This is a genomic window from Luteococcus sediminum, from assembly GCF_054783495.1.
The window spans coordinates 251038-274576 of the sequence record NZ_BAAGQL010000004.1; the positions used below are offsets into that span (position 1 = coordinate 251038).

Sequence of the window (23539 nt, forward strand, 5' to 3'; positions counted from 1 at the left end):
GTGCTTCCTGATGTGGGAAAAATCACACCAACGTATTCACCTTTCGCGTAATCGCTAGCCACCATGAGGTTCAGCACAGCGCAGGAGCGACGGTGACGCTCCGACAAATTCCTTAACCGAATCTGAGAGTTGGTGAAGAACACTCAGGGTCGTACTGTGATCCGAGTCGCCCCGTGGGGTGGCATCCACATGAACGACCGGCGGCGTTGAGCCAATCGCGCCTGTCCGACCAGACAAGAGGAACCATGTCCACGATTCGCACCACCGCCGTCGCCTTCGCTGCCACCGCCGCCCTGGGCGCCGGCACCTTCGCCACCGCCGCACCCGCCGAGGCGGCCGTGTGCGGCAGCCGCGCCAATGTGTACTGCTCGATGAGCCACGCCAAGAAGATCTCGAGCAACCTGGGCTACGGCTCCCGTGGAAGCCAGGTCAAGTCCCTGCAGAATGCCCTCACCCAGGTGGGCTTCCGTGTGCCGGCGACCGGCTACTTCGGCACCCAGACCCGCGCGGCCGTGAAGTCCTACCAGGCCTCGCGCGGCATCGCCGCCACCGGCACCCTCGACAAGCGAACCCTGAGCTACCTGCGCGTGGGCGCTGGCGCCAAGAAGACCGCAGCCAAGAAGCGCACCGTGACCAGCAGCGTCACCGCCTCGTCCAGCAAGGCGCAGCGCGCGGTCAACTTCGCCCACGCCCAGCTGGGCAAGCCCTATGTCTACGGCGCCACAGGTCCCAGGGCCTTCGACTGCTCCGGCCTGACCGGCGCTGCCTGGCGCTCCGCTGGTGTGAGCATCCCGCGCACCTCCTACGCCCAGTACAACGGCCTGCGCAAGGTCTCCAAGAGCAACCTGCAGCCCGGCGACATCATCTCCTTCTACGGCGGCGGCCACGTCGGCATCTACGTCGGCAATGGCGACGTCATCCACGCGCCGAACTCCCGTTCCGTGGTCAAGAAGGTCAAGATGAACACAATGCCCTACCGCGGCGCCGTGCGTCCCGCCTGATCCACCACCCCGTCCGGGCCCGAATGACCGGGTAGATGTGACCGGGTAGATGCATGAAGGGCCGCTCCCCCACCAGGGAGCGGCCCTTCATGCGTACCTGCATGCGCCCGGCGCACTGCAGCCCCACTCGGGACGCAGAAACTGCCCGCAGTCCCAGGAGCGGGGCTGCGGGCAGTTCAGGCCTGCGAGCGGATCAATCCTGCTCGGTCGGCTTGGTCTGGGTCGGGTCAATGGCGACACCGGGGCCCATCGTCGAGGAGACCGTGATCTTGCGGATGTAGCGGCCCTTCGAGGCATTCGGCTTCAGTCGCAGGATCTCGTCCAGCGCGGCGAAGTAGTTCTCGTCGAGCTTGGCCTGGTCGAAGGACGCCTTGCCGATCAGGAAGTGCAGGTTGGCGTGACGGTCCACACGGAACTCGATCTTGCCACCCTTGATGTCATTGACGGCCTTGGCGACATCCATGGTCACGGTGCCGGTCTTCGGGTTCGGCATCAGGCCGCGGGGGCCCAGCACTCGACCCAGTCGACCAACCTTGCCCATCAGGTCGGGGGTTGCCACGACGGCGTCGAAGTCGAGGTAGCCGCCAGCCACCTTCTCGATCAGCTCGTCCGAGCCAACCTCGTCCGCGCCAGCTGCACGAGCAGCCTCGGCATTGGCGCCATTGGCGAAGACAAGGACCCTTGCCGTCTTGCCGGTGCCGTGCGGGAGGTTGACGGTACCGCGGACCATCTGGTCCGCCTTGCGAGGATCGACGCCCAGCCGCATGGCGACATCGATGGTCTCGTCGAACTTGGCCGACGCTCCGGACTTGACGATCTCGAGGGCCTTCTCGGCCGTGTACAGCTCGTTCTCGTCACGCTTCTCGGCGGCGGCCCTGTAGGCCTTGCTGCGCTTCATCTGTCTGGTTCCTAACGTGTGTCTCGTGTGCGGCCGGCCTCGTGGGCCGGTCCACCAGGTTCTGGTACGGGCCGCGCTCGGCCCTCCCAGTGGGATGCCCGCAAGCGGGCATCGGCGGTCAGTCGACCGCGACGCCCATCGAACGGGCGGTGCCCTCCACGATCTTCATCGCGGACTCGACATCATTCGCGTTCAGGTCGGGCAGCTTGGTCGTGGCGATCTCGCGGATCTGGTCCTTGGTGAGCTTGCCGACCTTGTCCTTGTGCGGGACGGCGGAGCCCTTGCTGAGGCCAGCGGCCTTCTTGATCAGCTCGGCAGCCGGCGGCGTCTTCGTGATGAAGGTGAACGTGCGGTCCTCGTAGATGGTGATCTCGACGGGGACGATGTTGCCACGCTGGGATTCCGTCTTGGCGTTGTACGCCTTGCAGAACTCCATGATGTTGACGCCGTGCGGGCCGAGGGCCGTACCGACGGGAGGAGCAGGAGTGGCAGCGCCCGCCTGCAGGGCGACCTTGACGAGTGCCGCTACCTTCTTCTTGGGAGGCATGTTTGGGTCCTTTTCTTGGCTGGGTGACGCGGTTTGCGTCACCGCGGGTGGTGCACGGCCGACCTGGCGGATCGGCCTGACGTGAACGCGCGAAGGCCGCGGATCAGATCCGGGCGATCTGCGGGAAGGTCAGGTCGACCGGGGTCTCACGACCCAGGATCTCGACCAGGGCCTTCAGCCGCTGGCTGTTCACGTTGATCTCGGTGATGGTGGCGTGCACCCCGGCGAAGGGGCCGTCCACCACCTGGACGGAGTCACCCACGGAGAAGTCGACGACCTCGATCTTCTTGCGGGTGCTCGGAGTCGGAGTGGCCTGCTCGGAGGCCACGCGCGCGGCCACCGACGGGGTGAGCATCTGCTCGACCTCTTCGAGGCTCAGCGGGACCGGGGTCTGGCCATTGCCGACGAAACCGGTGACCGACGGGGTGTGGCGCACGGTGCCCCAGGAGTCATCCGTCAGGTCCATGCGAACCAGCACGTAGCCGGGCAGGACCGTGCGAGTGACGGTCTTGCGGGCACCATTGCGGATCTCGATGGCCTGCTCGGTGGGCACGACCGTCTCGAAGATGTAGTCCTCCATGTTCAGCGTCTGGACGCGAGCATCGAGGTTCTGCTTCACACGGTTCTCCATGCCGGAGTAGGTGTGGATGACGTACCACTCGCCGAACTTGGTGCGCAGCTCCTGTCGCAGCTCCTCGAGGGCTGCCTCCAGGGCGGGGTCGCCGTCCACGGGTACACCCTCCTCGGACTCGTCCTCCTCAGGCTCATCGTCGCCGAAATTCAGCTCGATGCCGTCGGCCTCCTCGGCCAGGTCCTCGCCGAAGTCGAGGTTCAGCTCCTGCTCGGGAGCATCCGCCTCCTCGGCGTCGTCGAACTGGCCCAGGTCGATCTCGACCTCGGGGGTCTCGTCGGCGGGTTCGTCGAACTCAGGATTGTTGGTCACAAGGATCTCCGTGGATTGGGACTGGGTCAGTTGCCGAGCAGCTTGAGCACGACCCAGCCGAAGGCGGGATCGAGCAGGCCGACATAGGCGACGATGAACAGGACGAAGAGCAGGACCACGACGAAGTACTGGCTGAGCTGTGAACCAGTGGGCCAGATGACCTTGCGGAGCTCGTCGACGGACTGGCTGACGAAGGTCGCGGGCGTCGTCCGACCGGAGCCCTTCTGCGCTGCACCCGACCGAGCGTTGGCCTGGGCCGGGGTCTTCGGCGCTGCCCGGCGACGCACCGGGCGCGGTGCCAACGCAGGTCGAGCCGCCACTTCATGGCCCTCGGACGCGGAGGCCGCGCCGGGCTGGGCTTGGGGCTTCGAGCGACGCACGGGGCGAGAGGAACGGGCACGAGCAGCGACCTGCTCGGCCTGCTCCAGCTGCTGGGGATCGTCGACCACCATGTCCTGGGGATCGGCCCTGTCGGGCGTGGCGTCCGGAACCGGCTCGCCCTTCAGCTCTTCGGCCTCGTCGTCGATGATCTGCGACTCGTCGATGGTGGTTTGGTCTCCGGTGCCGTTCGGGTGGGCCAAGCGTTCCCCGGCCACCTCACCGATGCGGGGATAGAGGCCCGACTGGTCATCCGCGGCTTCTGAAGACTTGCGCGTCTGGTCGTCGGTCACGGTCTTCCTTCGCGTTGGCGCCTCTCGGCTATGGCTATGACCCTTTCGGATCGGCATGCCCGCCCCTGCGAGCCTGGACTGTTCAGCAGGAGGAACCTGCTTCGCAGGGCAAGAGGGACTTGAACCCCCAACCTGCGGTTTTGGAGACCGCTGCTCTGCCAATTGAGCTATTGCCCTTCAACGGCACCGTAAAGGTCCCGCCAAGATGAAAAGTATAGGCGCTTTCCCCGCTGGAGTCGAACCGAGCCATCACAGCTCCCCGCACATGCCGGCCAGCGCGGTCCGGCCGGCAGGCGCACGGCGCGGGGGGCGTCATACACCCGATGGCGGCGATCCAGCTGGCACGGTTCCATGACCTGACGCTGCAGCCACTGCGCTCCCCCTGCCGGAGTACCGACTGGGCACGGACGGCCCCACCGTCGACATGTCGAGTGCGCCGCAACCGCCCCCGCAGATCCATGGCTTGGGATCCGCTTCGCACGCTCGATTGCGATGCTGCGAGACGGTCACTATCCCTGCCACGGCGCCGGGTCCTCACCCAATGGAGCACCCCACCAGCACCGGCTCGGGCACCAGGTGGACCCCGAAGCGCTGCTCCACACCATCCCGGACGGTCGCCGCCAACCGCATCACGTCAGCGGTGCTGGCGGTGCCCCGGTTGGTGAGCGCGAGCGTGTGCTTGGTCGACAGGCTGGCTCCCTCGCCGATGCTGAAGCCCTTTCCGAAACCCGCATGGTCGATCAGCCACGCAGCCGACGACTTCACCTGGCCATGACCCGCCGGATAGCGCGGGGCATTGGTCGGCAGCTGCTCGGCAAGGGACTCGTCGAGCACCGGATTGGTGAAGAAACTGCCCGCACTCCAGGTGTCGGAATCCTCGGGATCGCTGACCATGCCCTTGCCGCGGCGCAGCTCCAGCACGGCCTCTCGCACCTGGGGCGTCCACGACCGCTCGCCCAGGGCAACCCCGAGGCGATTGGCCAGCTCCTGGTAGCGCACCGGGGCCGAACGCGTGCCCAGCAGCAGCTGGAAGGTCACCTCCAGCACCACATAGCGACCCGTCGGCCCGCCGTCGGGCATCCGGGTGCGCTTGAAGACCGAGTCACGGTAGGAGAACTCGCACTCCGCGGCCGAGAAGGTCCGGTACTCGCCGGTGGCCCGGTCCAGGGTGCGGACCCGGTAGATCGTCTGGGAGACATCACTGCCGTAGGCCCCGACATTCTGGATGGGCGTGGAGCCCACCAGGCCCGGGATCCCCGAGAGGGTCTCGATCCCGAGCCACTCCTGGGAGATGGCGTGGGCGACGAAGTCGTCCCAGACCTCGCCTGCAGCAACGGTCACCACGGCCCCGCCACAGCCCGAGACGTCGGCACTGATGCCCTTGGTGGACACCTTGACCACCGTGCCGTCGAAGCCCTCGTCGGCGACCACCAGGTTGGAGCCACCGGACAGGACCAGGAGCTTCTCCCCCGACCGGTCGGCCTCCAGGACCGCGTCGATGAGTTCGCGGTCAGTGGTGGCCTCCACGAACCTGCGGGCGGGTCCCCCCAGTCGGAAGGTGGTGTGGTCGGCCAGCCGGGGCGATGCACTTGCCTCGTGCGAGGAGACCGCCCCGAAGTCGACGTGGTTCACCTCGCACCCGGGGTCCAGGTCGGAACCGATCCCCACGATGGAGCTGTTGGGCAGTTCGGGCAGGTTCACAGCCGCACCTCCACCTTGACCGCGCCCAGCACCTTGTCCTGGCCGCAGGCGGCCTCGAGCTGCACCTGCGCGATGCCGTCCTCGACGGCAGTCACCCGGCCCCCGAAGCTCACCAGCACCCCCTCGTCGGTGTCAGGCACTTGCACGGGACGAGTGAAGCGGACGAAGTAGTGCTGCACCCTGCTGGGGTCCTCGCACCAGTCGGTGACCACGCGCAGCGCGGTGCCCATGGTCCACATGCCGTGGGCGACGACCCCGTCGAGCCCGATGCGCTGCGCATGGCGATCACTGAAGTGGATCGGGTTGAGGTCGGTCGAGGCGCCGCTGTAGCGCACGACCGACTCGCGCGTGACGTGGACCTCCAGCCTGGGCAGCTCGTCGCCGACGGCCACGGTGATGGGATCGAAGCTCATGCCGCGACCTCCTCGGCGCGCGTGTGGACCAACTGACTCCTGCCGGTGCACAGGTGTTCGCCCTCGATGGTGGTCATCTCGACGGCGATGGTCACCATGTCCACGGTGCCGCGATTGCGAACCTTCTCGATGGACAGCCGTGCCACCACGTCGTCACCCTCCCGCATCGGGCGAGACCATTCGAAAGCCTGGTCGGCGTGCATGGTGCGCATCAGGGCCAGGTCGAGCTCGGGATCGTCGAACAGGGACTGCCAGGCCCGGGCACCGATCACCATGGCAAAGGTGGGCGGCGCGACGGGCGCCTGCCCCGCATAGGCCGGGTTCCGGTCGCCGCCCTCGGATCCTCCCAGGGCAGCGGCGAACTCGGCGATCTTGGCCCTACTGATCCGGTAGGGCTCGGTGGGCGGGTAGTTGCGCCCGACGTGTTCAGGGGTGATCGGCATGCCCACAAGGCTAGCCCGGTGCCGCCCGGAGGTCGTTCACCGCGCGCCCCCGGTCGTCACGACGATTCCCCGGGGGAATCCCTGGACATGACAGAACCGGCCGCCACCCGAAGGTGACGGCCGGATCGTGAAGCTGTGCTGCGCTCAGCGGGTCTCGCGGTGCGCGGTGTGAGAGGTGCACTTGGGGCAGAACTTCTTCAGCTCAAGACGATCGGGGTTGTTGCGACGATTTTTCTTGGTGATGTAGTTGCGCTCCTTGCACTCGGTGCAGGCAAGCGTGATCTTGGGACGAATGTCCCCGCCCTTCTTGGCCATGGTAATTCCTTCGTGTGCTGGGAGCGGTACTGCCGTCTGGCAGGTGGTCTGTCTTGGTAGCGGAGGCGGGAATCGAACCCGCGACACAGCGATTATGAGCCGCTTGCTCTACCCCTGAGCTACCCCGCCAAGATGCTCGCGGACTGCTCGGTCTCCCGTGCCGCTGGGTCAACGGCCATCCGTGAACAATCAGAGCCCCCAAGCAGAATCGAACTGCTGACCTTCTCCTTACCATGGAGACGCTCTACCTACTGAGCTATAGGGGCTTGCCGAGGATTTACTCTATCGGAAGGTTTCGCCTTCTTCAAAATCCTTGCCCGGCCTGCCGTCCTCGATCAACTCTGCTCTTCGAAGGCGACCCGCAGAAGCTTAGGACACACCGGCCACCAATTCCAAATCGAGCCCAAGCTGCCTAGTCTTGGCTCACGCAGACACGCTCGTCGACCTGAAGGACATCCCATGGCCACACCCCACATCTCCGCCGACAAGGGTGAGATCGCCGAGCTCGTACTCATGCCCGGCGACCCGAACCGAGCCCGCCGCATCGCCGAAGACTTCCTCACTGACGCTCGCATGGTGAGCGATGTGCGGGGTAATCCCGTCTTCACCGGCACCCACCAAGGACACAGGATGAGCGTGATGGCCTCCGGCATGGGCATTCCCACCATGAGCCTCTACGCGACGGAGCTCTACCGCTTCTACGGGGTGCGCCGCATCTGCCGCGTCGGCACCGCCGGCGCGATCAGCGACGACGTCGCCGTGCGCGACATCGTCATCGCCACGGCCGCCCACACCAACTCTGCGGTGTCGACGATCACGGTTCCCGACGTGACCCTGTCCTTGGCTGCGAGCTTCGACATGCTGCGCGGCGCCGCTGAGCGGGCCCGCAGCACTCCCCCACAGGGGGCGCGCGTGCACCTGGGCGCCGTCCACTCCAGCGACTTCTTCTACCTGGACCGGCCGGAGATGACGGCGGGACTCGACAAAGTGGGCACCCTGGCCGTGGAGATGGAGACGTCCGGACTCTACGCCTGCGCCCTGGCCGAGCGTGCCGAGGCACTCAGCGTCCTGACTGTCAGCGACCACATCAAGAACGGGGCCGGCGACATGGACCACGCCGAGCGCGAGACCCGCTTCGCAGCGGCCCTGGAGATCGCGGTCGCAGGACTCATGGCCTGACCCCCGGAACACGGCGCAGCTGCGGCCCACCCTTCACAGGGCGGGCCGCAGCTGCCTATGGCGGGGCAGGATCAGGCCGTGGCGGCCTCACCCTGCTGGGTGCGGATGATGTGGTCGAAGGCGCTCAGCGCCGCGGTGGCGCCGGAGCCCTGGGCAACCACGATCTGCTTGTACGGCACGGTGGAGCAGTCGCCCGCGGCGAAGACGCCCGGCACCGAGGTCTCGCCACGCTCGTTCACCTGGACCTCGCCGCGCGCCGTGAGCTCGACGCCGGACTCCTGCAGCCACTGGGTGGTGGGCAGCAGGCCGATCTGGACGAAGACGCCCGCCAGGTCGAGCTGCTTCTCCTCGCCGGTGGCGCGTACCTTGTACTTCAGTCCGGTCACCTGGGAGCCATCGCCGACCACCTCGGTGGTCTGCGCACCGGTGACGATGTCGACATTGGGCATCGAACGCAGCTTGTCCTGCAGCACTCCGTCAGCCTTCATCTCGTCGAGGAACTCGACGACGGTGACGTGGTCCACCACGCCGGCCAGGTCGATGGCCGCCTCGACGCCGGAGTTGCCGCCACCCACGACGGCGATGCTCTTGCCCTTGAACAGGGGGCCGTCGCAGTGGGGGCAGAAGGTGACGCCCTTGTTGCGGTACTCCTCTTCGCCGGGCACGCCCATCAATCGCCACTTGGCGCCGGTGGCGACGATCACGGTGCGGGCCTTGAGTCCGGCCTCGTCCCCGAACTTGACGGTGTGGAAGCCACCTTCGCTCGTCGCGGTCTCCAGCGCAGTGGCCGACTGGCTCTTGATCACGTCGATCTCGTAGTCGCCCACGTGCTGCTCAAGGGCAGCCGCGAACTTGGGGCCCTCAGTGTGGGAGACCGAGATGAAGTTCTCGATGGACATGGTGTCGAGCACCTGGCCCCCGAAGCGCTCCCCCACCAGACCGGTGCGGAAGCCCTTGCGGGCTGTGTAGATGGCGGCCGCGACACCAGCCGGCCCCTGGCCCACGACGAGCACGTCATAGGGATCGCGCTCGTTGAGCTTGCTCGCGGCCCTGCTACTGGCGCCGGAGTCGAGCTTGGCAACGAAGTCGGCAATGTCCATCCGGCCAGACGCGAAGGGCTCCCCATTGAGGAAGACCTGCGGCACCGACAGGATGTTCTTCTCCTTGACCTCGTCCTGGAAGAGCGACCCCTCGACGGCGGTGTGCCTGATGCGGGGGTTCAGCACGCTCATCGCGTTGAGCGCCTGGACCACGGTGGGGCAGTTCTGGCAGGTCAGGGACATGTAGGTGGTGAACTCGTAGTCCCCGTCGAGATCCTTGACCTGCCCGATCAGGTCGGCATCCTCCTTGACCGGGTTGCCGCCGACCTGCACCAGGGCCAGGACCAGCGAGCTGAACTCGTGACCCATCGGGATACCCGCGAAGCGCACCCCGATCTCGGTGCCGGTCCGCAGGATGGCGAACGACGGCTTGCGCGCGTCGTCGCCATCGGTGCGGACGCTGATCTTGTCCGACAACGCCGCGATCTCGTTGAGCAGTTCGACCATCTCGGTCGACTTGGGGCGATCGTCGAGGCTGGCGATCAGCTCGATCGGCTCGACGACCTTGGTCAGCACCTGCAACAACTGCGCGGTGAGGTTCGAATCAAGAACAGCCATGGCTCCTACTTAGTTCTCGGTTGTCACGTACAGATTGGATCCGGGCCGGCAGGCTCAGATCTTGCCCACGAGGTCGATTCCGGGGGTCAGGGTCTGCTCGCCCTCTTCCCACTTGGCGGGGCAGACCTCGCCCGGGTGGTTGCGCACGTACTGGGCGGCCTTGATCTTGCGGATCAGCTGGCCGGCCTCACGACCGATGCCCTCGGCGGTGACCTCGATGTACTGGATCACGCCGTCCGGGTCGACGAGGAAGGTGGCGCGGTCGGCGCGGCCCTCGTCCTCACGCAGGTTGTCGAAGTTCTTGGTGATCTCCCAGGTGGTGTCGCCAAGCATGTAGTACTTGATCTTGCCGACCTCCTCGGAAGCCTGGGTCCAGGCCTTGTGCACGAAGTGGGAGTCGGTGGAGACCGCGTAGACCTCGACGTCGAGGCCCTGGAGCTCCTCGTAGTGGTCGGCCATGTCACCCAGCTCGGTCGGGCAGACGAAGGTGAAGTCGGCCGGGTAGAAGAAGAACACGCCCCACTTGCCGAGGACGTCGGACTCGCTGACCTCGACGAACTGGCCGTCCTTGTAGGCCTGGGTGGTGAAGGGCTTGATCTTGGTGTTCATGAGGGACATTGAGGGCATCCTTTCGTCGGTGACCAAACTTTGGAACTTTTCCAAACACTGGAATCGTTCTAGATTCAGTCTAGGCGACCGCCCCCCGGAAGGCAAGACGCCCGCCCCGTGGCCGGGGACACCTCGCAGCGACTTCGCTGCACACCCGTGGAACACCTCAGGCGCAGTTGGGGCACTGCCCCCAATAGATGACCTCGGCCTCGTCGATGATGAAGCCATGCGTGTCATCGGGGTCCATGCACGGCTGGCTGCCCACGGGACAGGGCACGTCCTCGATCGCGCCGCACTGCCTGCAGGCCAGGTGGTGGTGGTTGTCGTGCTCGTGGAGCTCGTAGCGGGCTGGATGCCCCGCCGGCTCCACCCTGCGCAGCACACCGGCCGTGCGCAGCACGTTGAGGGTGTCGTAGACCGACTGCACCGACACCGAGCCGAGACGTTCGACGACGCCCGCACGGATCCGCTCGGCATCGGCATGGGGCCGCGCCGCAACCACCTCGAGCGCGGCCACCCGGATGGAGGTGACGCGCAGGCCCGCTTCACGCAACAACTGCTGCGGCTCCCCAATCGTCCCCACGTCTGCCTCCTCTGGTTTGCTCGCACGGTGGACCGGTGCCCATCATGACAGCCCGGCCCAAGACGGCCCGGGAATGCACGAGAGCCCCGAACCTGAGTTCGGGGCTCTTGGTGGCAGATCTAGGGTTCGAACCTAGGTAGGCGTACGCCGACAGATTTACAGTCTGCTCCCTTTGGCCACTCGGGCAATCTGCCATGCCGATCACTCGGCGAAAAGAAACCCTAGCAGCGTTCGCGGGACTCCGACAAATCGACGCGTTGACTCATCCAAGATGCCCGCGTGGAGTGCTTCGTTGACTCATCTCAAAGTGCCCGCGTGGTTCAGGGTGAGTGGATGGAGTTGGAGTTGGCCCAGCGTAAGGCGATCCTGGCGTCGCAGGTAAGCAGGTGGCCCAAGGCGACCCGGCAGGAGAAGAGCGAGATCCTGGACGCGATCTGCCACGTCACCGGCTGGCACCGTGACCATGCCCGCAAGATGATCCGTCAACGGGTCGCGGGTGTTCAGCCCGGCTCCCGCAAGAGACGTGAACCAGTCCTGACCTACGACCAGGCAGTGATCGAGGTGCTGGTGCGCTGCTGGGTCCTGTTGGACGGTCCCACCGGCAAACGCCTCCAGCCAGCCCTGCCACAGCTGGTGGAATCCCTGCGCGCCCACAACCGGCTCGAAGCCACCGAGCAGACCATCGAGGCGCTGCTGCGGATGTCACCGGCCACCATCGACCGCCGCCTGCAGCCCTACCGTGCCGGGTTGGTCGCCGCCAAGGGCATGAGCCACACCCGCCCCGGGTCGATGCTCAAGGCCAGCATCCCGATGAAGACCTGGGCCGAATGGGACCAAACTGAACCCGGCTTCGTCCAGATCGACCTGGTCGGCCACGAAGGCGGCGACAACAACGGCCAGTTCCACTGGAGCCTCGACATGACCGACATCGCCACCGGCTGGACCGAAGCGATCAGCGTCCACAGCAAGGGCGAACGCATCGTCCGCGCCGGTTTGGAACAACTCCAACTCCGCTTCCCCTTCGCGATCATGGGCATCCACTCCGATAACGGCAGCGAGTTCATCAACCACCACCTGCAGAAGTGGTGCGCCCTGCACCAGATCACCTACACCCGAGGCAGACCCGCCCGCTCCAACGACCAAGCCCACGTCGAGCAGAAGAACTGGGCCATGGTCCGACGATGCGTCGGCTACCACCGCTACGACACCGCCCGGGAACTCACCCTGCTCAACCAGCTCTGGGAACTGGAATCCACCATGACCAACATGTTCATCCCCCAACAAAAGCTGGTGTCCAAGACCCGCGTCGGCGCCAAGGTCACCAAACGCTACGACACCGCCACTACGCCCTACCAGCGGCTGCTACGAGACCATCCGACACTCATCGACGAGGTCGACAGACGAGCCCTCGAGCACCGCCTCACCACGGCCGATCCCGTCGCGATCAGGCAACAGATCGCACTCATCCAGGCCAACCTTCTCGAACTGGCCAGACGCCGCGGACAAGTCGAACGCAAAGCCAAACGCAACGCCGTCTACCTGTCACGAACCAAACTCAACAAGCGGGCATCTTGAGATGAGTCAACGACCTGCACTACGCGGGCATCTTGACATGAGTCATCAGGATCGAGTTCCCCGCGCAACTGGGGCAGGATGGGGTCACTCGGTCACCAGACCAGAGCAGCACACATCCCAGGAGGCAGAGATGGCAGCAGACAGCTCCTTCGACATCGTCAGCAAGGTGGATCGCCAAGAGGTCGACAACGCACTGGGCCAGGCCGCCCGAGAGGTGAGCCAGCGCTTCGACTTCAAGAACACCGACTCCTCCATCCGCTGGTCGGGCGAGGCCATCGAGATCGAGAGCAATGGCGAGGAGCGCGCCAAGGCCGTGCTCGATGTCTTCGAGTCGAAGCTGGTCAAGCGCGGCGTCAACCTCAAGGCGCTCGACGCCGGCGAACCGCGCCTGAGCGGCAAGGTCTGGAAGATCACCTGCACCACCAGGCAGGGCATCAGCCAGGAGAACGCCAAGAAGATCTCCAAGCTGATCCGGGATGAGGGCCCCAAGGGCGTCAAGACCCAGATCCAGGGCGAGGAACTGCGCGTCAGCTCCAAGAAGCGCGATGACCTGCAGGCCGTGCAGCAGCTGGTCAAGGCACAGGACTACGACTTCGCGGTCCAGTTCACCAACTACCGGTAGTCAACCGCGTTTGGGCTGGTCAGAGCCCTGTCAGGGGGTGCCGGTCCGCACAGAGTCCGCAGAACCGCCAAGAACTTCCTGCATGAGGTCTGTTGCTGCGGACCGGGTGCGGTCCTCGGCGGTCGGCCACAGATGGGCATAGACGCCGAGGGTGATCTGGGCGGACTGATGACCCAAGGCGCGCTGCACGGTGACAACATCGCAGCCCGCCGCGATCAGAGCCGAGGCGTAAAAGTGGCGGAGGTCGTGAAGCGTGTACTGCTCGGGGATGTCAGCGGCCTTCCGGGTGGCGCGCCACAGATTCCCCGCGCTGTTGCGATTGAGGCGGTCGGAGCCCGAGGCGAAAAGCCACCGCTCCTCGCGGTGGACACCAACCTCCCGGACGTGCCAAGACAGCAGGTCGGTCAGCGCCTCGGGAACTGCGATGGTGCGCTCGCTCCCGTACTTCGGCGGGACGATCTCGATCGTGGCCTTGGTCTGCCCCTGCACCTGGCGGCACACTGAGACCGTGCGCCGGAGGAAGTCGATGTCGCCGACCTGGAGCCCCGACGCCTCGCCCAGACGGAGGCCAGCAAAGGCAGCAAGGGCGATGAAGACGCGGAACTGCTCGGGAGCAGCGTCCAGCGCCTTGCGCACCTGCTCTGCACTCGGGATCGTCATAGCGGCCTCGGACCTTCGCCCTCGCGGCAGGCTCACCCCGAGGGTCGGGTCGGTTGCGATAATTCGATCTTGCATCGCGCCGACCACGGCCATGTGCACGTAGTTCCAGCGAGTTCGGATGGTGCTGGCGGCCAACCCGCCTGTCCGCTTCTCACCCGGTTGGCTCATGGCCTTGACCCAGTGCTGGAAGTGGCTTGGCCGCAGGGCCTTCAGGGGCACGGAACCGAAGGTGACCGAGGCGGCTGCCTGACCCGCAGACTCCCTCGTACCGGTCGTCCAGACCTGCCGCTCGGACCAGACCCTCCACCAGGCATCAAAGGTGATCCGGCCCGCGCGCGGGTCCACGTATTGACCCGTAATCACGCTGGCCGTGACTTCATCCAGCCAGCGCTGGGCGTCCACCTTTCGCTCAAAATGCCGCGCGTGCTCGCGGCGGCCAGCCTCGTCCCGGTAGCGAGCCCTCCAAGAGCCGTTGGGCCGCTTCTTGATGCTCGCCATCAGCCGCGCCTCCGGCGCTTCTGTACACGCTCGGGCTCACCCTCGACTGTGAACGCGCCGTGGCGCAGGTCGTACCGCGCGCGTTCGATGCCTCCCTGAGTAACTCGGGGGTGTCCGGATGCAGATGCCTCCGCGTAGTCACCAAGTTCAGGCGTGCCTGCGATGCGCCTAGGGAGCGCCGAGAACGCGATGCCAAGGCGGTCGCCGATGGCGCGTAGTGAGGCCCCTTCGAGAGCCGCTACGGCGACCCCCGAGTCCGCCAGGACCTCCCCCGCAGCCACCGCTTCGATCCCTACGTCCGCGAGGCGAAGGCCCCACTCAGTCTCCTCGTCGTCGAACAGTCCGTCCAGGACGGACGCCAGTTCGCGGAGTCGCTGGGCTGACTCCCGCGCGAGATCACGGCTGACACGAGGGATATGCGACACGCTCATGTTCGTTAGCGTAGCACTGTTCTGTTAGAGCACGCGATGATAGAGTGTGCTGTATGAGCACAGATCACATCTCTCGCACACTCCTGACTGTGGACGAAGCCGCCGCCCTCCTTCGACGTACTCCCGGCACGCTCAGGTGGTGGCGGCACGCAGGCCAGGGGCCGCGATCCTTCACCCTGGGACGGCGGGTCTACTACGACCGAGCCGACCTCATGGCATGGATCGAGGCCGAGGCTCAGCGGACCGCCCGGGGTGGCGGGGCAGTATGAGCGCCGCCAAGCGGGACCTCCCGCCTGTCCCGGCACTCCAGGCCCGCCGAGCGCTGGATGCGGCGGTGCTGGCCAGCAACCCCTCGATTGGGATGCTGCGAGTCTGGACAGTGATCGCGAACTACACGGTCGGTTACGGGCGCCTCAGCGATGCGCTCACCCATGGCCGCATTGCCACCGAAGCAGGGGTGGGCCGAGAAGCAGTCCGGCGCGCACTCAACTCGCTAGAAGAGGCGGGGGTCATCCGCTACACCGCTGGGTTCGGAGACCCGGGCGCGGGACGCAACGCCTACTCACGGGTGGCGGTCGTTCTGCCCAAGGAGACCCCTCCCGTGAGTGGGGTCCCCACCGACGAGAGTGAGGGGGACCCCTCCCGTGAGTGGGGGGAGACCCCTCCCGTGAGTGGGGTCTCCCCCCTCCAGCCAGAGGTGACCCCTCCCCTCCCGCGAGTGGGGACCGACCCCTCTGGCGAGAGGGGTAACTGGGAGAGGACAACCGAAGAGGGCTTGACCGCGAGAGGACAGACGGGCGAGGACATCCGGGGGGTGGCTGAGTTTGTAGGTCACGTTGAGATCGCGCGCGAAGAAGAGCCCCCCACCCCCATGCGTGATTCCCACATGCGTGATTCCCAAGCCTCAACGCCATCTACGGCGCTCGTGCTTGCCGCGCGGGTCGAGGACCAGAGTGAAAGACAGCCTGAACCGGAGTGGGGTCCGGAGCCAGAGTGGGACGGGGACCTCGATAGCCTCAACGACTGGCTAGAGGAGGTCTGCCCTACCGGACCAGCGCCCGAGCCAGTCACGCGCCGCGTGGGGGCCGCAACCGGCGCCCAGGCCGTGGCTCGATTCGTGGCCGAGACTGGCCTCCCGTTGAGCAAGCGAACCCGCGAGGCACTTGCTCGCAGCCTGGACGAGGTGGCGCCAACCGTCAGCCCAAACGAGATGCTGATGGCACTGGGCTACTGGCACGAGAAGCGGGGCGGTCGATGGCCTGAGGATGCAGCCGAGCGGGTGGGCGAGGCGATGGCGTACGAGCACGGCTGCCTGCTCGACCCCGCCAACGCACTGACTCCCGCCGAGGCAGCCCAGGAGGGTCGCTGCCGCGCCAAGATGGCGCTCCTGCCACGCCAGGAGCGCGGGGCGGCAGAGGCCGACCCCTTCTTCCGCATCCAGGGATTCGGCCTTGCCTGGCCCGCGCCCGCCTCACCCGCCGGGCTGCTACCTGAGGCCCGTCCCAGTGACGGTGAGGTCGACCCCTTCGCCATTCCGCTAGGGGAATGGCGAAGGGCCCTTGCACCTGCGGGGAGGCCGGGATGACCACCAGTCCTGAACTGGCCCAGGCTGCTGCAAGCGCGCAGGCTTGGCCGCCAATCCTGGCCATCGATCCCGGCAGCCAAAGCACCGGCCTCTGCCTCCGTGTCGGCACCGACGCGCTAGAGGCCGTGACCGTCGAGCGCAACGTGCGTTACGGCGGGGACGGGCACGAGCAGCCGTCCCGCTACGCCATGGCTGTCATCGAGACCTGTCGAGAAGTCACACGCCGCAACCGTGACGCCTTGAATGCCGAGGCCCAGGCGCGCGGCGTCCCGCCCGGTGGTCTCCGCCATGCCGCCGAGACCCTCGTCCCTCCGAGCCCCCGCCCCGTTCGAGGCCGTCAGGCAGCGGTGGCTCCGCGAGTGCTCGAATACTTGCCCGGTGCCGCCACGGTGCTCGGTGCGGTGGTTGGCACTTGGCCTCAAACCATCCTCGTCCCGCCTCGCGGCGGCAGCGAAGGTGGCTGGGATGCCCTGCCCGGGGCGCCCGAAAATCTGCGAGGTCGCACTCCTTCCAACTGGCTCGCGGGCGGCTCGGATCGCTCGCACCAACGCTCGGCCTGGGCCATCGCCGGAGCCGCGCACGTCATTGCCGCCCCGCCCGTGCCCGAGCAGGTCAGGGCCGCCGCGAACGCTGCCGCCGCCCTCAGCCCTGGTCTGGCTCCGGAGGCGCTGGTCCCCGCCCTTCGCGCCGCGATCCAGCAGTCGGGCTCCTGGGACCTGCTGGACCGCCTCCCAGCCCTCGCCGCCGCCAGCGTGGCCGTGATGACCCACGGCGACCGGGAGGCGGCAGAGTTCGCGCGCGAGGCCGTCAGCGCATACCTCGAAGGAGAAGCAGCATGAAGCGCGCACCCAAGATCGTCGGCGCTACCGCCGCCGTTGCCGCCGGGCCAAGCGGCGTCCGCCGACTTTTAGCCGGCTGTCTCATGATCGTGCTACTCGGCGGGCTCGCCCTCGGCGGTTTCCTCGCATTCGCGGCTTGGACGGCGCAGCACAGCAACCAGGCGCCCTCGGCGCTTCCCTGCCCGCCCGCCACCGTCGCCGTGGCGGTCTCCACCCAGGTCGCGCCCAAGGGAGTGCGCGAGGCCGTCGAGCAGGCCCTGCGCCAGGCAGGCCGCGAGCCCGTTAAGGGCGGCTGGGGAGGCGAGGAGCGTCGCGATCTCGTAGTCGTCTGGAGCCCCGGCTCGACTACCTCCGTCAGTCGCTCCAGCGACCCAGTGAAGATCACTCTCGGCGCGGTCCCGAGCGCCGCCGAGGTCACCGAGGTGCTGGGCGGGCGCCTGGCGCCCTGCGCAGCCCCTGCCAAGCCCAGCGCCGCTCCGGCGCCCGTCGAGGCCCAGGAGCCCGCCCAGAGCGCTCCCGGTGGCACTTCCTGGCCCTGGGAGCGGGGCTGGGGTGTGACGGGGTGGCTGGCACTGACGGTGGCCCTCTGGTGGCTCGCGGGTCCGAACATGCTGCGCTGGGGCTGGGCGTCGCTGTGGCCGCTTCGGCTGGCCTGGCGGACTGCCCAGCGGTCGGTCTTTCAGCGTGCCATCCGGCGTGGCGTTCTGCCGCGTGAGTGGCCGCTGCGGGTCACCCCCGGCCAGCGCTGGCATGAGAGCGCCGAGGCCATGCACGACCACCGCACACACCGCGCCCAGACGAGGAAGTCCGAGCCCGCGCGCCGAAAGGCCCTCTGGGCGTCGATCCGCGAGGAGCGGCTGGAGGGAACAGGGATCGGTCCAGCCTCGCTCTGGCGGCGCATCTACCACACTCCCGCCCCGCAGCGGGTGGGGGCACCAGAAAGTGAAGGAGTTTCGTCGTGATCAATACGCTCATTGGCCCCGCTGTGGCCGCGGTCCTGGCCCTCGGGGGCTGGATGGTCGCGCAGACCAGGGATGAGCATGGACTGCCCAGGCGCCCGCTGGTCAGCATCGGGCAGGCCATGGCCGGGCTCGGGATGCTGCTGGGAGTGACGACGGTGCCCAGGGCACTGCCGCCGGTCACCTACGCCGTGACCCTCGCCCTCGTCATCATCGTCGGTCTGGTCCTGTTGCGGGGCGCCGGTCGCCTGGCCATCGGATGGACCAGCGCAGCGGAGGTTGTCACGAGCGCTGTCCATCTCGGGTGGCGCCAGCCTGCACGCGCAGCCTGGAGTGTCCTAGCCGCTGCTGCGGGCCTGGCGCTAGGCGTATGGCTTGCAGGGCAAGGCGAACCGTCTGCGGGGCTCCTGGGCGCTTTGCTCGTGCTCGCCCCAGCGCGCTGGTGGCTGCCGCAGGGCGCCCGGCGGGAGCGTACCCGTACGGGAGTCGAGCGGGCGATGGCCGGGGTGCTCTCCGGCGGGGTGGAATGGGAAGGCCACGAAGCCGAGCAGCGGGGCGCTCCGATCCGATTGCACTTCGAAGGGGACGTCACTCCGCAGCGGATCACCGCTCCTCTTCCTCCCGGCTGGAAGAGCGCGAGCGAAGAGTCGCTGAGCAGCGAGGTCAACTCTCGGCTGAGCGAGTGGGGGACGCCATGGATCACCGCAGTGGATCACTCCCGCCGTCGCGTTGTGGCTACGCAGGGCGAGCCGCTGCCCGACTTCCTGCCCTGGGACGGGCGCCCGGCACAGGGTCACCTTGTGACCCTCGGGCTGGCCCGTGTCAGCCCCGCTGCTGCTGCCGCAGGCGTAGGACGGCTGGGCCAGGTCCAGCCGTTCGTTTGGTCCTTGGACGACACCCCTTCGGGGATCATCGTCGGAACGTCGGGCGGCGGCAAGAGTGTGCTCGTCAGGCTAATCGTGACGAGCCTCGCCATGGCCAACTGGGAGGTGTGGCTGCTCGATCCCAAGCGGGTCGAGATGACGCCATTTGTGGGCCGCAAGAACATCGTGTCAGTGACTGACACGCTCCCCGAAATGGCGCAGGCGATGGCAGCGCTGAGTGCAGAGGTGGACCGTCGCTACGAGGCGCTGAAGCGCGAAGGCGTGCAGAAGAATTCGGAACTGCGCCACCCGTTCCGTCCCATCCTCGCCGTGATCGATGAGTACTTCGAGTTGGTGAGCAAGGAGCCCGTCTTTGACGACGAGACGAAGGCGGAGAACGAGCTGCGCGCAGGCATCGGTTCCGGAACGCGGCACACCGCCGCGTACGCCCGTGCCGCTGACGTACATGTCCTGCCTCTTGCCCAGCGTGCGGACGCGGAAGTCGTGAAGGGTTCGTTGCAGAACAACTTGCGGTTCCGGGCGCTGATGAGGCCTGCCACGGCAGGCGCGACGGCTCGGAACATGATCGGGATGTCGGACGTAACGCCGAGCGGTAACTCTCGCGGACGAGCCGTCATGATGACCGATTCGTGGCCGGAGTCAGAGGTGCAGGTGGCCTACCTCGACGCCGCAGACCTCGACCGCTATCTGCCCAAGGTCGCGCGCGAGCAGACGCCAGTTGACCGTACGGAAGAGCCGGAGAGTCGTGGCAAGGCCAAGCCCGATAGGTTGTCGGAGCCGAAGGCCGAATCCGTGAAGGGACCAGGCCAGACCCGCGATGATTCCGAAACGGGAATCGATCAGGTCCCCGAGCCGGACCCCGGCGAGAAGCCAGCCCCGAAGCCGGACGAATCCGAACCCGAGACCGAGGATGACTCCGAGCCAGAATTCGTAGTTGACCCGCTCGATTTCTTCGGGGATGACTGAGCCGGTTTCGGGGTAGAGGGTAGCCCCCACCCCACCGACTGCCTTGCTGTCATCCAGGGCAGCCCCAGAGCCCCAGGACGGCCTAGACCCCGCCAGCAGAGGCCCCAGAGCCAGCCCGAAAAGGCCAAGGGCGAGCAGCCCAAAACCGGGGAGTTCAGGGAAGCCCCAGGAAGACGACATATACCAAGGGTTCCTGGAGCCCGAGGCGGCCATTGCGAGCCCTGTGCGAGCGGAGAGGGCATTCGACTGAGAGGCATTTACCCTGGAGCCCGTTCCGAGCGCTTCGCTACAGCCCGCCCCTGGCTCCAGGGTAAATGAAGCAGTCAAGACCCCCGCCATCGCAAGGGCAAGCAAAGCTGCTGCCGGGCCAGGAAGTCCAGGTCGTCCCTGGGCTCCAGGAACCCGGGTGGCTGCCGCCGGGGTCAGGGCTGCGGAGGGCTGCTGGCGGGGGTCTGCCGAGGGCTCCGGGAACCCCACTGAGGCAGGTCTGCGGGGTGTAGGCGGATGTTGGAGTTTGAGTCCTCCCTCTCCGAGAGACAGCGGCGGAGGCTGCCGACCGGCTCAGACAGACTCCCCGTCGTCTGTTGGTTGCGAGTTGAGAACCTCACCAGCCTGTTTGGCTGTCTGGCGAAGTTCGGGATGGTCATTCACGATCTCCTTCTGCCGCTCGCCAGGCAGTCCGAGAGCGTGAAGGAGGTTCATCATCACCACCGCAGCGGTCACCTTCACTACCGCGATCAACTCGTCTATGGACTGCCGCGAGGTCTGGCCGGTGTGAGCGAGATCGTTACGAGCCTGAGTAGCCACCTTGGCCCACTGCTCTACGTCAGGAACCAGCCTCCCCATCGCCTCGCCGTCAGGAAGCGCTGCGAGGGCCTGCAAGCGCTCACGGAGCGTCGGATCATTGCGGATGGCACCCTTCACCCATGAGCGATGCTCCTCCGGTGCCGCCTCCAGCAGGGTTGCCCGCAGGGCGTCGAACTCCTGCTTGGGCATGCGCATCTGCTCGACGGGTAGGGCCCGGTGCAGCACCTCGGCGGCCCCCACTGCGGTCAGCAGGTTTCCCTCCACATAGCGTGCCGGGGCATAACGAAGCCCGAGCACCATGTTCGCGGCGGCCTGGTGAGTCCGGCGTACCTCGATCCAGCGGGGCATGACCTCCTCGAACGGGAGGTCTCGGCAGGTGAACAACACCTCGTGGTGCGCTACGGCCTTTGCGTCGGGATCGCCCAGCACGGTCACATTGGAGTAGACGGCAACATCGCGATCCTGGATGGGGTACCCCTCCGGATAGTCGCGGTCTTCAGGGGGCATCCGGAGCCGGAGCCACAGCATCCCAGCGGCCCGATGAGTGGCGAGTGACACGAGGTCCTGGACCACCTTCGCCTGTTCCCTCGCCGCGCTGAGGGAGTAAGGCGCCCCAGGCCTGAAGCGCACAAAGACGGTGTCTCGCATCCGCCCCACGGTCTCCCCGCGCTGGTCATCGAAGTGAGGCAGCGTGTGCTCGTGGGCGAGCGTGATTGTTGTTCCATCCACGACCACGGACGGCTCATCGACGGGCTTTACGGCGAGGGTGCCCCGCCCGTCCAGCCGCTCTCCATCGAGACCGAGGGACTGAGTGAAGACCGAGGACGCGGCCCACAGCGTGAGGTTCTCCACCGAGACGCGAGACTCTGTGAAGACTTCCTGCTCGGCATCCTCCAGGTGCACTCCCACGAGTGCGGTCAGGGCTGAGATGGTCTGCTTATGCGGCCCATCCGGCCCGGGCCAGTAGGACTGCGTGTGCTGGGGGTAGCAATCGAGCAGCGTGATCTCCTTATTATCGGCAGTCCCCAGCACCAGCGGCCAGGACCTGCTCCCCTCCATGACTGCATACCCGCCCTCCAGGGGTTGGAGAATGCGGTCCTCGAAGCCACCGATCAATGAGAGCGTGAGCCCGGCCCCCGGCTCATACCGAAGCACCCCGGGAACCGCTCGCTGGGGGTCTTCGGGGAGCCACCAGTGCCCGGTCCACTCTGCGGGCTTGTCTAATCGAGGTGCGTCCGCCATAACCTTCTCCTCTCGCGTTGCAACAGGATGACGGAGCGGCGGTGCGGAGCGCTAGAGGTCCACGACTCTGATCGGCGTATGCATGGATTTTGGGTGTCTCGCGCAGAGGGGCTCGATGATCTCAACCAGCGGCACGCCGAGGCCGTGCGCGATCGCATGCAGCGTCGTGACTCTGGCGCCGCCGCGCCCTGCCTCGACCTCGATGATGGTCCGCCGGTCCAGACCAGCAGCCTCGGCCAGGCGCTCTATGGAGAGCCCAGCCCCTCGGCGTCGCCGCGCGATCTCGACGCCCATGGCTCGGAGGTCGGGAGCGGGAGCAGGCACGCTCCCCACGCTGACGTAGTGGGAAAGACTTCACAGTGGGATATTTCCCCCTATCCTAGTGAAGCACCTAGACGAGCAAGGACCAAGGGGGGCACGTGCGGATCACAAGGACAGCAGCCACGGGGGTTGGGGTCGCGCTGGCGGTAGCGCTGGCCGGATGCTCCGGCGCCAGCGACGCGACTGGGACGGACGGAGGCAGCGGAGACACCTGGCAGGGTAAGAGCCTTCCGTACCAAGGCACCGGCCAAGATTTCTACGTAGGTCAGTGGAATGGCCAGCCCGGCCAGGTCACGGTGATTTGTGCTGGCGATCCCTCCGCACCCACTGTCACCCTCGCGAGCCCGAAGGGGGACAAGGCGGTCATTCAGCCAGGGTCTGGGGGCAAGGGCGCGACGGTCACCGTGACCAGCTCTGATGGAACCGAGGCAACGGGCGAATCGGATGAGGTCAGCGCGACATCCGGGGAGATGGAGTTTCTGAGTACGCCGGACCCCATCGATGTCGCGGGCATGCGGCTCAACGGCAAATTCACCTGCCAAACTCCGTAGCAAACTGGCGCCCCTCTCACTATTGCCCCCGGCGGGCAGCGGGGCGCATCCTGACAGCGCGAGAGCCGCTCCACTGGCGACTGCTCCCCCGGCGTTCCGGGCGGGCATCACCCAGGAGAGCGGCTCTCGCCGCGTCAGGGCTCAGATCGCCTGCGAGTAGAGGTGCAAGAGCGCCGCCCGGGCGTCGGTCTCGGTGAGCGTGCTGATCTCCGCCGAGCCGTAGCCGCTCCCCAGATCGCAGAGTCCGGCGCCTAGATCTTGGGGCGCTTTCCTGTCCTGGACGCGAGCCACATCGTGTGTTCCCGACTGATCGCCTCCTCAGCATCAGCGGCGACCAGCGGCCAGTCGTGTTCGGGGATTGTCCTCAACTTGTCTGCCTGGATTGTGAGTTCCATCGCGGCCATTGAGTAAGCCGCTGCGAGCGGTGAGAACTGCTTCACAGCCACCCACGCTCCACCCGCCGCGATGATCGCCGCCATCAGTCCTGCGAGGTCTACGTCCCACCCCCCGAAGACCCGGAGCGCGGCCAGTACGAGCGCGATCACCTCGGCGCTAACTAGCCCGGAGATTTCATGGGGGTGTCTGGACGTGAAGGAGGGAAGTGCCCGCTGACCTGCGAAGATACCGATTGTCTAGGT

General features: G+C 66.7%; 25 protein-coding genes and 4 tRNA genes. 9 read left to right on the forward strand and 20 right to left on the reverse strand.

Annotation, left to right across the window (positions count from 1 at the left end; genetic code table 11):
• Nucleotides 1-245: 245 nt before the first annotated feature.
• Nucleotides 246-1001: a C40 family peptidase gene (locus ACYVKA_RS02460; protein ID WP_460702678.1), complete on the forward strand. Its 756-nt coding sequence runs from the start codon at nucleotides 246-248 to the stop codon at nucleotides 999-1001.
• Between the two features lie 193 nt (nucleotides 1002-1194).
• On the opposite strand, the gene rplA is transcribed toward ACYVKA_RS02460, so the two are convergent.
• From rplA to ACYVKA_RS02515, 11 genes are all read right to left on the reverse strand, one after another.
• Nucleotides 1195-1899, reverse strand: coding sequence for a 50S ribosomal protein L1 (gene rplA / locus ACYVKA_RS02465; protein ID WP_394274885.1), 705 nt, complete (start codon nucleotides 1897-1899; stop codon nucleotides 1195-1197).
• Nucleotides 1900-2017: 118 nt separating this feature from the next.
• Nucleotides 2018-2446 carry a 50S ribosomal protein L11 gene (gene rplK / locus ACYVKA_RS02470; protein WP_394274884.1) on the reverse strand — a complete coding sequence of 143 codons (429 nt, stop codon included), beginning with the start codon at nucleotides 2444-2446 and terminating at the stop codon, nucleotides 2018-2020.
• A 103-nt stretch (nucleotides 2447-2549) separates the two neighbouring features.
• Nucleotides 2550-3389 carry a transcription termination/antitermination protein NusG gene (gene nusG, locus ACYVKA_RS02475; RefSeq protein WP_394274883.1) on the reverse strand — a complete coding sequence of 280 codons (840 nt, stop codon included), beginning with the start codon at nucleotides 3387-3389 and terminating at the stop codon, nucleotides 2550-2552.
• Nucleotides 3390-3415: 26 nt separating this feature from the next.
• Nucleotides 3416-4060, reverse strand: coding sequence for a preprotein translocase subunit SecE (secE, locus tag ACYVKA_RS02480; RefSeq protein ID WP_460702680.1), 645 nt, complete (start codon nucleotides 4058-4060; stop codon nucleotides 3416-3418).
• Between the two features lie 104 nt (nucleotides 4061-4164).
• Nucleotides 4165-4237: transfer RNA gene (locus ACYVKA_RS02485), tRNA-Trp, on the reverse strand.
• Between the two features lie 357 nt (nucleotides 4238-4594).
• Nucleotides 4595-5755, reverse strand: coding sequence for a UDP-N-acetylmuramate dehydrogenase (locus tag ACYVKA_RS02490; protein ID WP_460702726.1), 1161 nt, complete (start codon nucleotides 5753-5755; stop codon nucleotides 4595-4597).
• A 2-nt stretch (nucleotides 5756-5757) separates the two neighbouring features.
• Nucleotides 5758-6174 (reverse strand): MaoC/PaaZ C-terminal domain-containing protein, encoded by a 417-nt coding sequence (locus ACYVKA_RS02495; protein WP_460702682.1) that lies wholly within the window; start codon nucleotides 6172-6174, stop codon nucleotides 5758-5760.
• A complete protein-coding gene (locus tag ACYVKA_RS02500) occupies nucleotides 6171-6617 on the reverse strand; it encodes an FAS1-like dehydratase domain-containing protein (protein WP_460702684.1) in 447 nt (148 codons plus the stop codon). Before ACYVKA_RS02500 ends, ACYVKA_RS02495 begins: the two co-directional genes overlap by 4 nt.
• 144 nt (nucleotides 6618-6761) lie before the next feature.
• Entirely contained in the window at nucleotides 6762-6932 is a 171-nt protein-coding gene (rpmG, locus tag ACYVKA_RS02505; RefSeq protein ID WP_342091969.1) for a 50S ribosomal protein L33, read from the reverse strand.
• 54 nt (nucleotides 6933-6986) lie between these two features.
• Nucleotides 6987-7061: transfer RNA gene (locus ACYVKA_RS02510), tRNA-Met, on the reverse strand.
• Nucleotides 7062-7125: 64 nt separating this feature from the next.
• A tRNA-Thr gene (locus ACYVKA_RS02515) sits at nucleotides 7126-7198 on the reverse strand.
• Between the two features lie 193 nt (nucleotides 7199-7391).
• On the opposite strand from ACYVKA_RS02515, the gene ACYVKA_RS02520 reads away from it, so the two are divergent.
• Nucleotides 7392-8111 carry a purine-nucleoside phosphorylase gene (locus ACYVKA_RS02520; RefSeq protein ID WP_460702686.1) on the forward strand — a complete coding sequence of 240 codons (720 nt, stop codon included), beginning with the start codon at nucleotides 7392-7394 and terminating at the stop codon, nucleotides 8109-8111.
• 71 nt (nucleotides 8112-8182) lie between these two features.
• Here ACYVKA_RS02520 and ahpF read toward each other — a convergent pair whose 3' ends face one another.
• The 4 genes from ahpF to ACYVKA_RS02540 all read right to left on the reverse strand — a co-directional run bounded on the left by ahpF (nucleotide 8183) and on the right by ACYVKA_RS02540 (nucleotide 11155).
• Nucleotides 8183-9769: an alkyl hydroperoxide reductase subunit F gene (ahpF, locus tag ACYVKA_RS02525; RefSeq protein WP_460702688.1), complete on the reverse strand. Its 1587-nt coding sequence runs from the start codon at nucleotides 9767-9769 to the stop codon at nucleotides 8183-8185.
• 54 nt (nucleotides 9770-9823) lie between these two features.
• Complete coding sequence (gene ahpC, locus ACYVKA_RS02530; protein ID WP_394274877.1) at nucleotides 9824-10387, reverse strand: alkyl hydroperoxide reductase subunit C; 564 nt, start codon at nucleotides 10385-10387, stop codon at nucleotides 9824-9826.
• Nucleotides 10388-10544: 157 nt separating this feature from the next.
• The gene (locus ACYVKA_RS02535; protein ID WP_394274876.1) at nucleotides 10545-10961 is read right to left on the reverse strand and encodes a Fur family transcriptional regulator; all 417 of its coding nucleotides are present in this window, start codon (nucleotides 10959-10961) and stop codon (nucleotides 10545-10547) included.
• Between the two features lie 108 nt (nucleotides 10962-11069).
• Nucleotides 11070-11155, reverse strand: a tRNA-Tyr gene (locus ACYVKA_RS02540).
• A 151-nt stretch (nucleotides 11156-11306) separates the two neighbouring features.
• Here ACYVKA_RS02540 and ACYVKA_RS02545 point away from each other — a divergent pair.
• Nucleotides 11307-12536, forward strand: a complete 1230-nt coding sequence (locus ACYVKA_RS02545; protein ID WP_460702690.1) for a DDE-type integrase/transposase/recombinase — start codon at nucleotides 11307-11309, stop codon at nucleotides 12534-12536.
• A gap of 130 nt (nucleotides 12537-12666) precedes the next feature.
• Nucleotides 12667-13158, forward strand: a complete 492-nt coding sequence (locus ACYVKA_RS02550) for a YajQ family cyclic di-GMP-binding protein (RefSeq protein ID WP_394274875.1) — start codon at nucleotides 12667-12669, stop codon at nucleotides 13156-13158.
• Between the two features lie 30 nt (nucleotides 13159-13188).
• Here ACYVKA_RS02550 and ACYVKA_RS02555 read toward each other — a convergent pair whose 3' ends face one another.
• Nucleotides 13189-14316, reverse strand: coding sequence for a tyrosine-type recombinase/integrase (locus tag ACYVKA_RS02555; RefSeq protein WP_460702692.1), 1128 nt, complete (start codon nucleotides 14314-14316; stop codon nucleotides 13189-13191).
• Nucleotides 14316-14747: a hypothetical protein gene (locus tag ACYVKA_RS02560; protein ID WP_460702694.1), complete on the reverse strand. Its 432-nt coding sequence runs from the start codon at nucleotides 14745-14747 to the stop codon at nucleotides 14316-14318. Before ACYVKA_RS02560 ends, ACYVKA_RS02555 begins: the two co-directional genes overlap by 1 nt.
• Nucleotides 14748-14800: 53 nt before the next feature.
• Here ACYVKA_RS02560 and ACYVKA_RS02565 point away from each other — a divergent pair, with 53 nt between their 5' ends.
• The 5 genes from ACYVKA_RS02565 to ACYVKA_RS02585 all read left to right on the forward strand — a co-directional run bounded on the left by ACYVKA_RS02565 (nucleotide 14801) and on the right by ACYVKA_RS02585 (nucleotide 19980).
• Nucleotides 14801-15016 (forward strand): helix-turn-helix domain-containing protein, encoded by a 216-nt coding sequence (locus ACYVKA_RS02565; RefSeq protein WP_460702696.1) that lies wholly within the window; start codon nucleotides 14801-14803, stop codon nucleotides 15014-15016.
• Nucleotides 15017-15864: 848 nt separating this feature from the next.
• Entirely contained in the window at nucleotides 15865-16332 is a 468-nt protein-coding gene (locus ACYVKA_RS02570; protein WP_460702698.1) for a hypothetical protein, read from the forward strand.
• A complete protein-coding gene (locus ACYVKA_RS02575) occupies nucleotides 16329-17171 on the forward strand; it encodes a hypothetical protein (protein WP_460702700.1) in 843 nt (280 codons plus the stop codon). Before ACYVKA_RS02570 ends, ACYVKA_RS02575 begins: the two co-directional genes overlap by 4 nt.
• The gene (locus ACYVKA_RS02580; RefSeq protein ID WP_460702702.1) at nucleotides 17168-18133 is read left to right on the forward strand and encodes a hypothetical protein; all 966 of its coding nucleotides are present in this window, start codon (nucleotides 17168-17170) and stop codon (nucleotides 18131-18133) included. Before ACYVKA_RS02575 ends, ACYVKA_RS02580 begins: the two co-directional genes overlap by 4 nt.
• Complete coding sequence (locus tag ACYVKA_RS02585; protein WP_460702704.1) at nucleotides 18130-19980, forward strand: FtsK/SpoIIIE domain-containing protein; 1851 nt, start codon at nucleotides 18130-18132, stop codon at nucleotides 19978-19980. Before ACYVKA_RS02580 ends, ACYVKA_RS02585 begins: the two co-directional genes overlap by 4 nt.
• Nucleotides 19981-20541: 561 nt before the next feature.
• Here the strand turns inward: ACYVKA_RS02585 and ACYVKA_RS02590 are convergent.
• The 3 genes from ACYVKA_RS02590 to ACYVKA_RS02600 form a co-directional block, all read right to left on the reverse strand.
• Nucleotides 20542-22029: an ApeA N-terminal domain 1-containing protein gene (locus ACYVKA_RS02590; RefSeq protein ID WP_460702706.1), complete on the reverse strand. Its 1488-nt coding sequence runs from the start codon at nucleotides 22027-22029 to the stop codon at nucleotides 20542-20544.
• A gap of 51 nt (nucleotides 22030-22080) precedes the next feature.
• Nucleotides 22081-22323, reverse strand: coding sequence for a helix-turn-helix transcriptional regulator (locus tag ACYVKA_RS02595; RefSeq protein ID WP_460702708.1), 243 nt, complete (start codon nucleotides 22321-22323; stop codon nucleotides 22081-22083).
• 829 nt (nucleotides 22324-23152) lie between these two features.
• The gene (locus tag ACYVKA_RS02600; protein WP_460702728.1) at nucleotides 23153-23530 is read right to left on the reverse strand and encodes an SLATT domain-containing protein; all 378 of its coding nucleotides are present in this window, start codon (nucleotides 23528-23530) and stop codon (nucleotides 23153-23155) included.
• Between the last annotated feature and the right edge of the window lie 9 nt (nucleotides 23531-23539).

Coding starts and splice junctions, on each gene's coding strand:
- ACYVKA_RS02595 (WP_460702708.1), bottom strand. CDS start 22,323: ATGGGCGTCGAGATCGCGCGGCGACGCCGAGGGGCTGGGCTCTCCATA.
- ACYVKA_RS02575 (WP_460702700.1), top strand. CDS start 16,329: ATGACCACCAGTCCTGAACTGGCCCAGGCTGCTGCAAGCGCGCAGGCT.
- rplA (WP_394274885.1), bottom strand. CDS start 1,899: ATGAAGCGCAGCAAGGCCTACAGGGCCGCCGCCGAGAAGCGTGACGAG.
- ahpC (WP_394274877.1), bottom strand. CDS start 10,387: ATGTCCCTCATGAACACCAAGATCAAGCCCTTCACCACCCAGGCCTAC.
- ACYVKA_RS02580 (WP_460702702.1), top strand. CDS start 17,168: ATGAAGCGCGCACCCAAGATCGTCGGCGCTACCGCCGCCGTTGCCGCC.
- ACYVKA_RS02460 (WP_460702678.1), top strand. CDS start 246: ATGTCCACGATTCGCACCACCGCCGTCGCCTTCGCTGCCACCGCCGCC.
- ACYVKA_RS02520 (WP_460702686.1), top strand. CDS start 7,392: ATGGCCACACCCCACATCTCCGCCGACAAGGGTGAGATCGCCGAGCTC.
- ACYVKA_RS02500 (WP_460702684.1), bottom strand. CDS start 6,617: ATGCCGATCACCCCTGAACACGTCGGGCGCAACTACCCGCCCACCGAG.
- ACYVKA_RS02590 (WP_460702706.1), bottom strand. CDS start 22,029: ATGGCGGACGCACCTCGATTAGACAAGCCCGCAGAGTGGACCGGGCAC.
- ACYVKA_RS02555 (WP_460702692.1), bottom strand. CDS start 14,316: ATGGCGAGCATCAAGAAGCGGCCCAACGGCTCTTGGAGGGCTCGCTAC.
- ACYVKA_RS02550 (WP_394274875.1), top strand. CDS start 12,667: ATGGCAGCAGACAGCTCCTTCGACATCGTCAGCAAGGTGGATCGCCAA.
- rpmG (WP_342091969.1), bottom strand. CDS start 6,932: ATGGCCAAGAAGGGCGGGGACATTCGTCCCAAGATCACGCTTGCCTGC.
- ACYVKA_RS02560 (WP_460702694.1), bottom strand. CDS start 14,747: ATGAGCGTGTCGCATATCCCTCGTGTCAGCCGTGATCTCGCGCGGGAG.
- rplK (WP_394274884.1), bottom strand. CDS start 2,446: ATGCCTCCCAAGAAGAAGGTAGCGGCACTCGTCAAGGTCGCCCTGCAG.
- ahpF (WP_460702688.1), bottom strand. CDS start 9,769: ATGGCTGTTCTTGATTCGAACCTCACCGCGCAGTTGTTGCAGGTGCTG.
- ACYVKA_RS02495 (WP_460702682.1), bottom strand. CDS start 6,174: ATGAGCTTCGATCCCATCACCGTGGCCGTCGGCGACGAGCTGCCCAGG.
- ACYVKA_RS02565 (WP_460702696.1), top strand. CDS start 14,801: ATGAGCACAGATCACATCTCTCGCACACTCCTGACTGTGGACGAAGCC.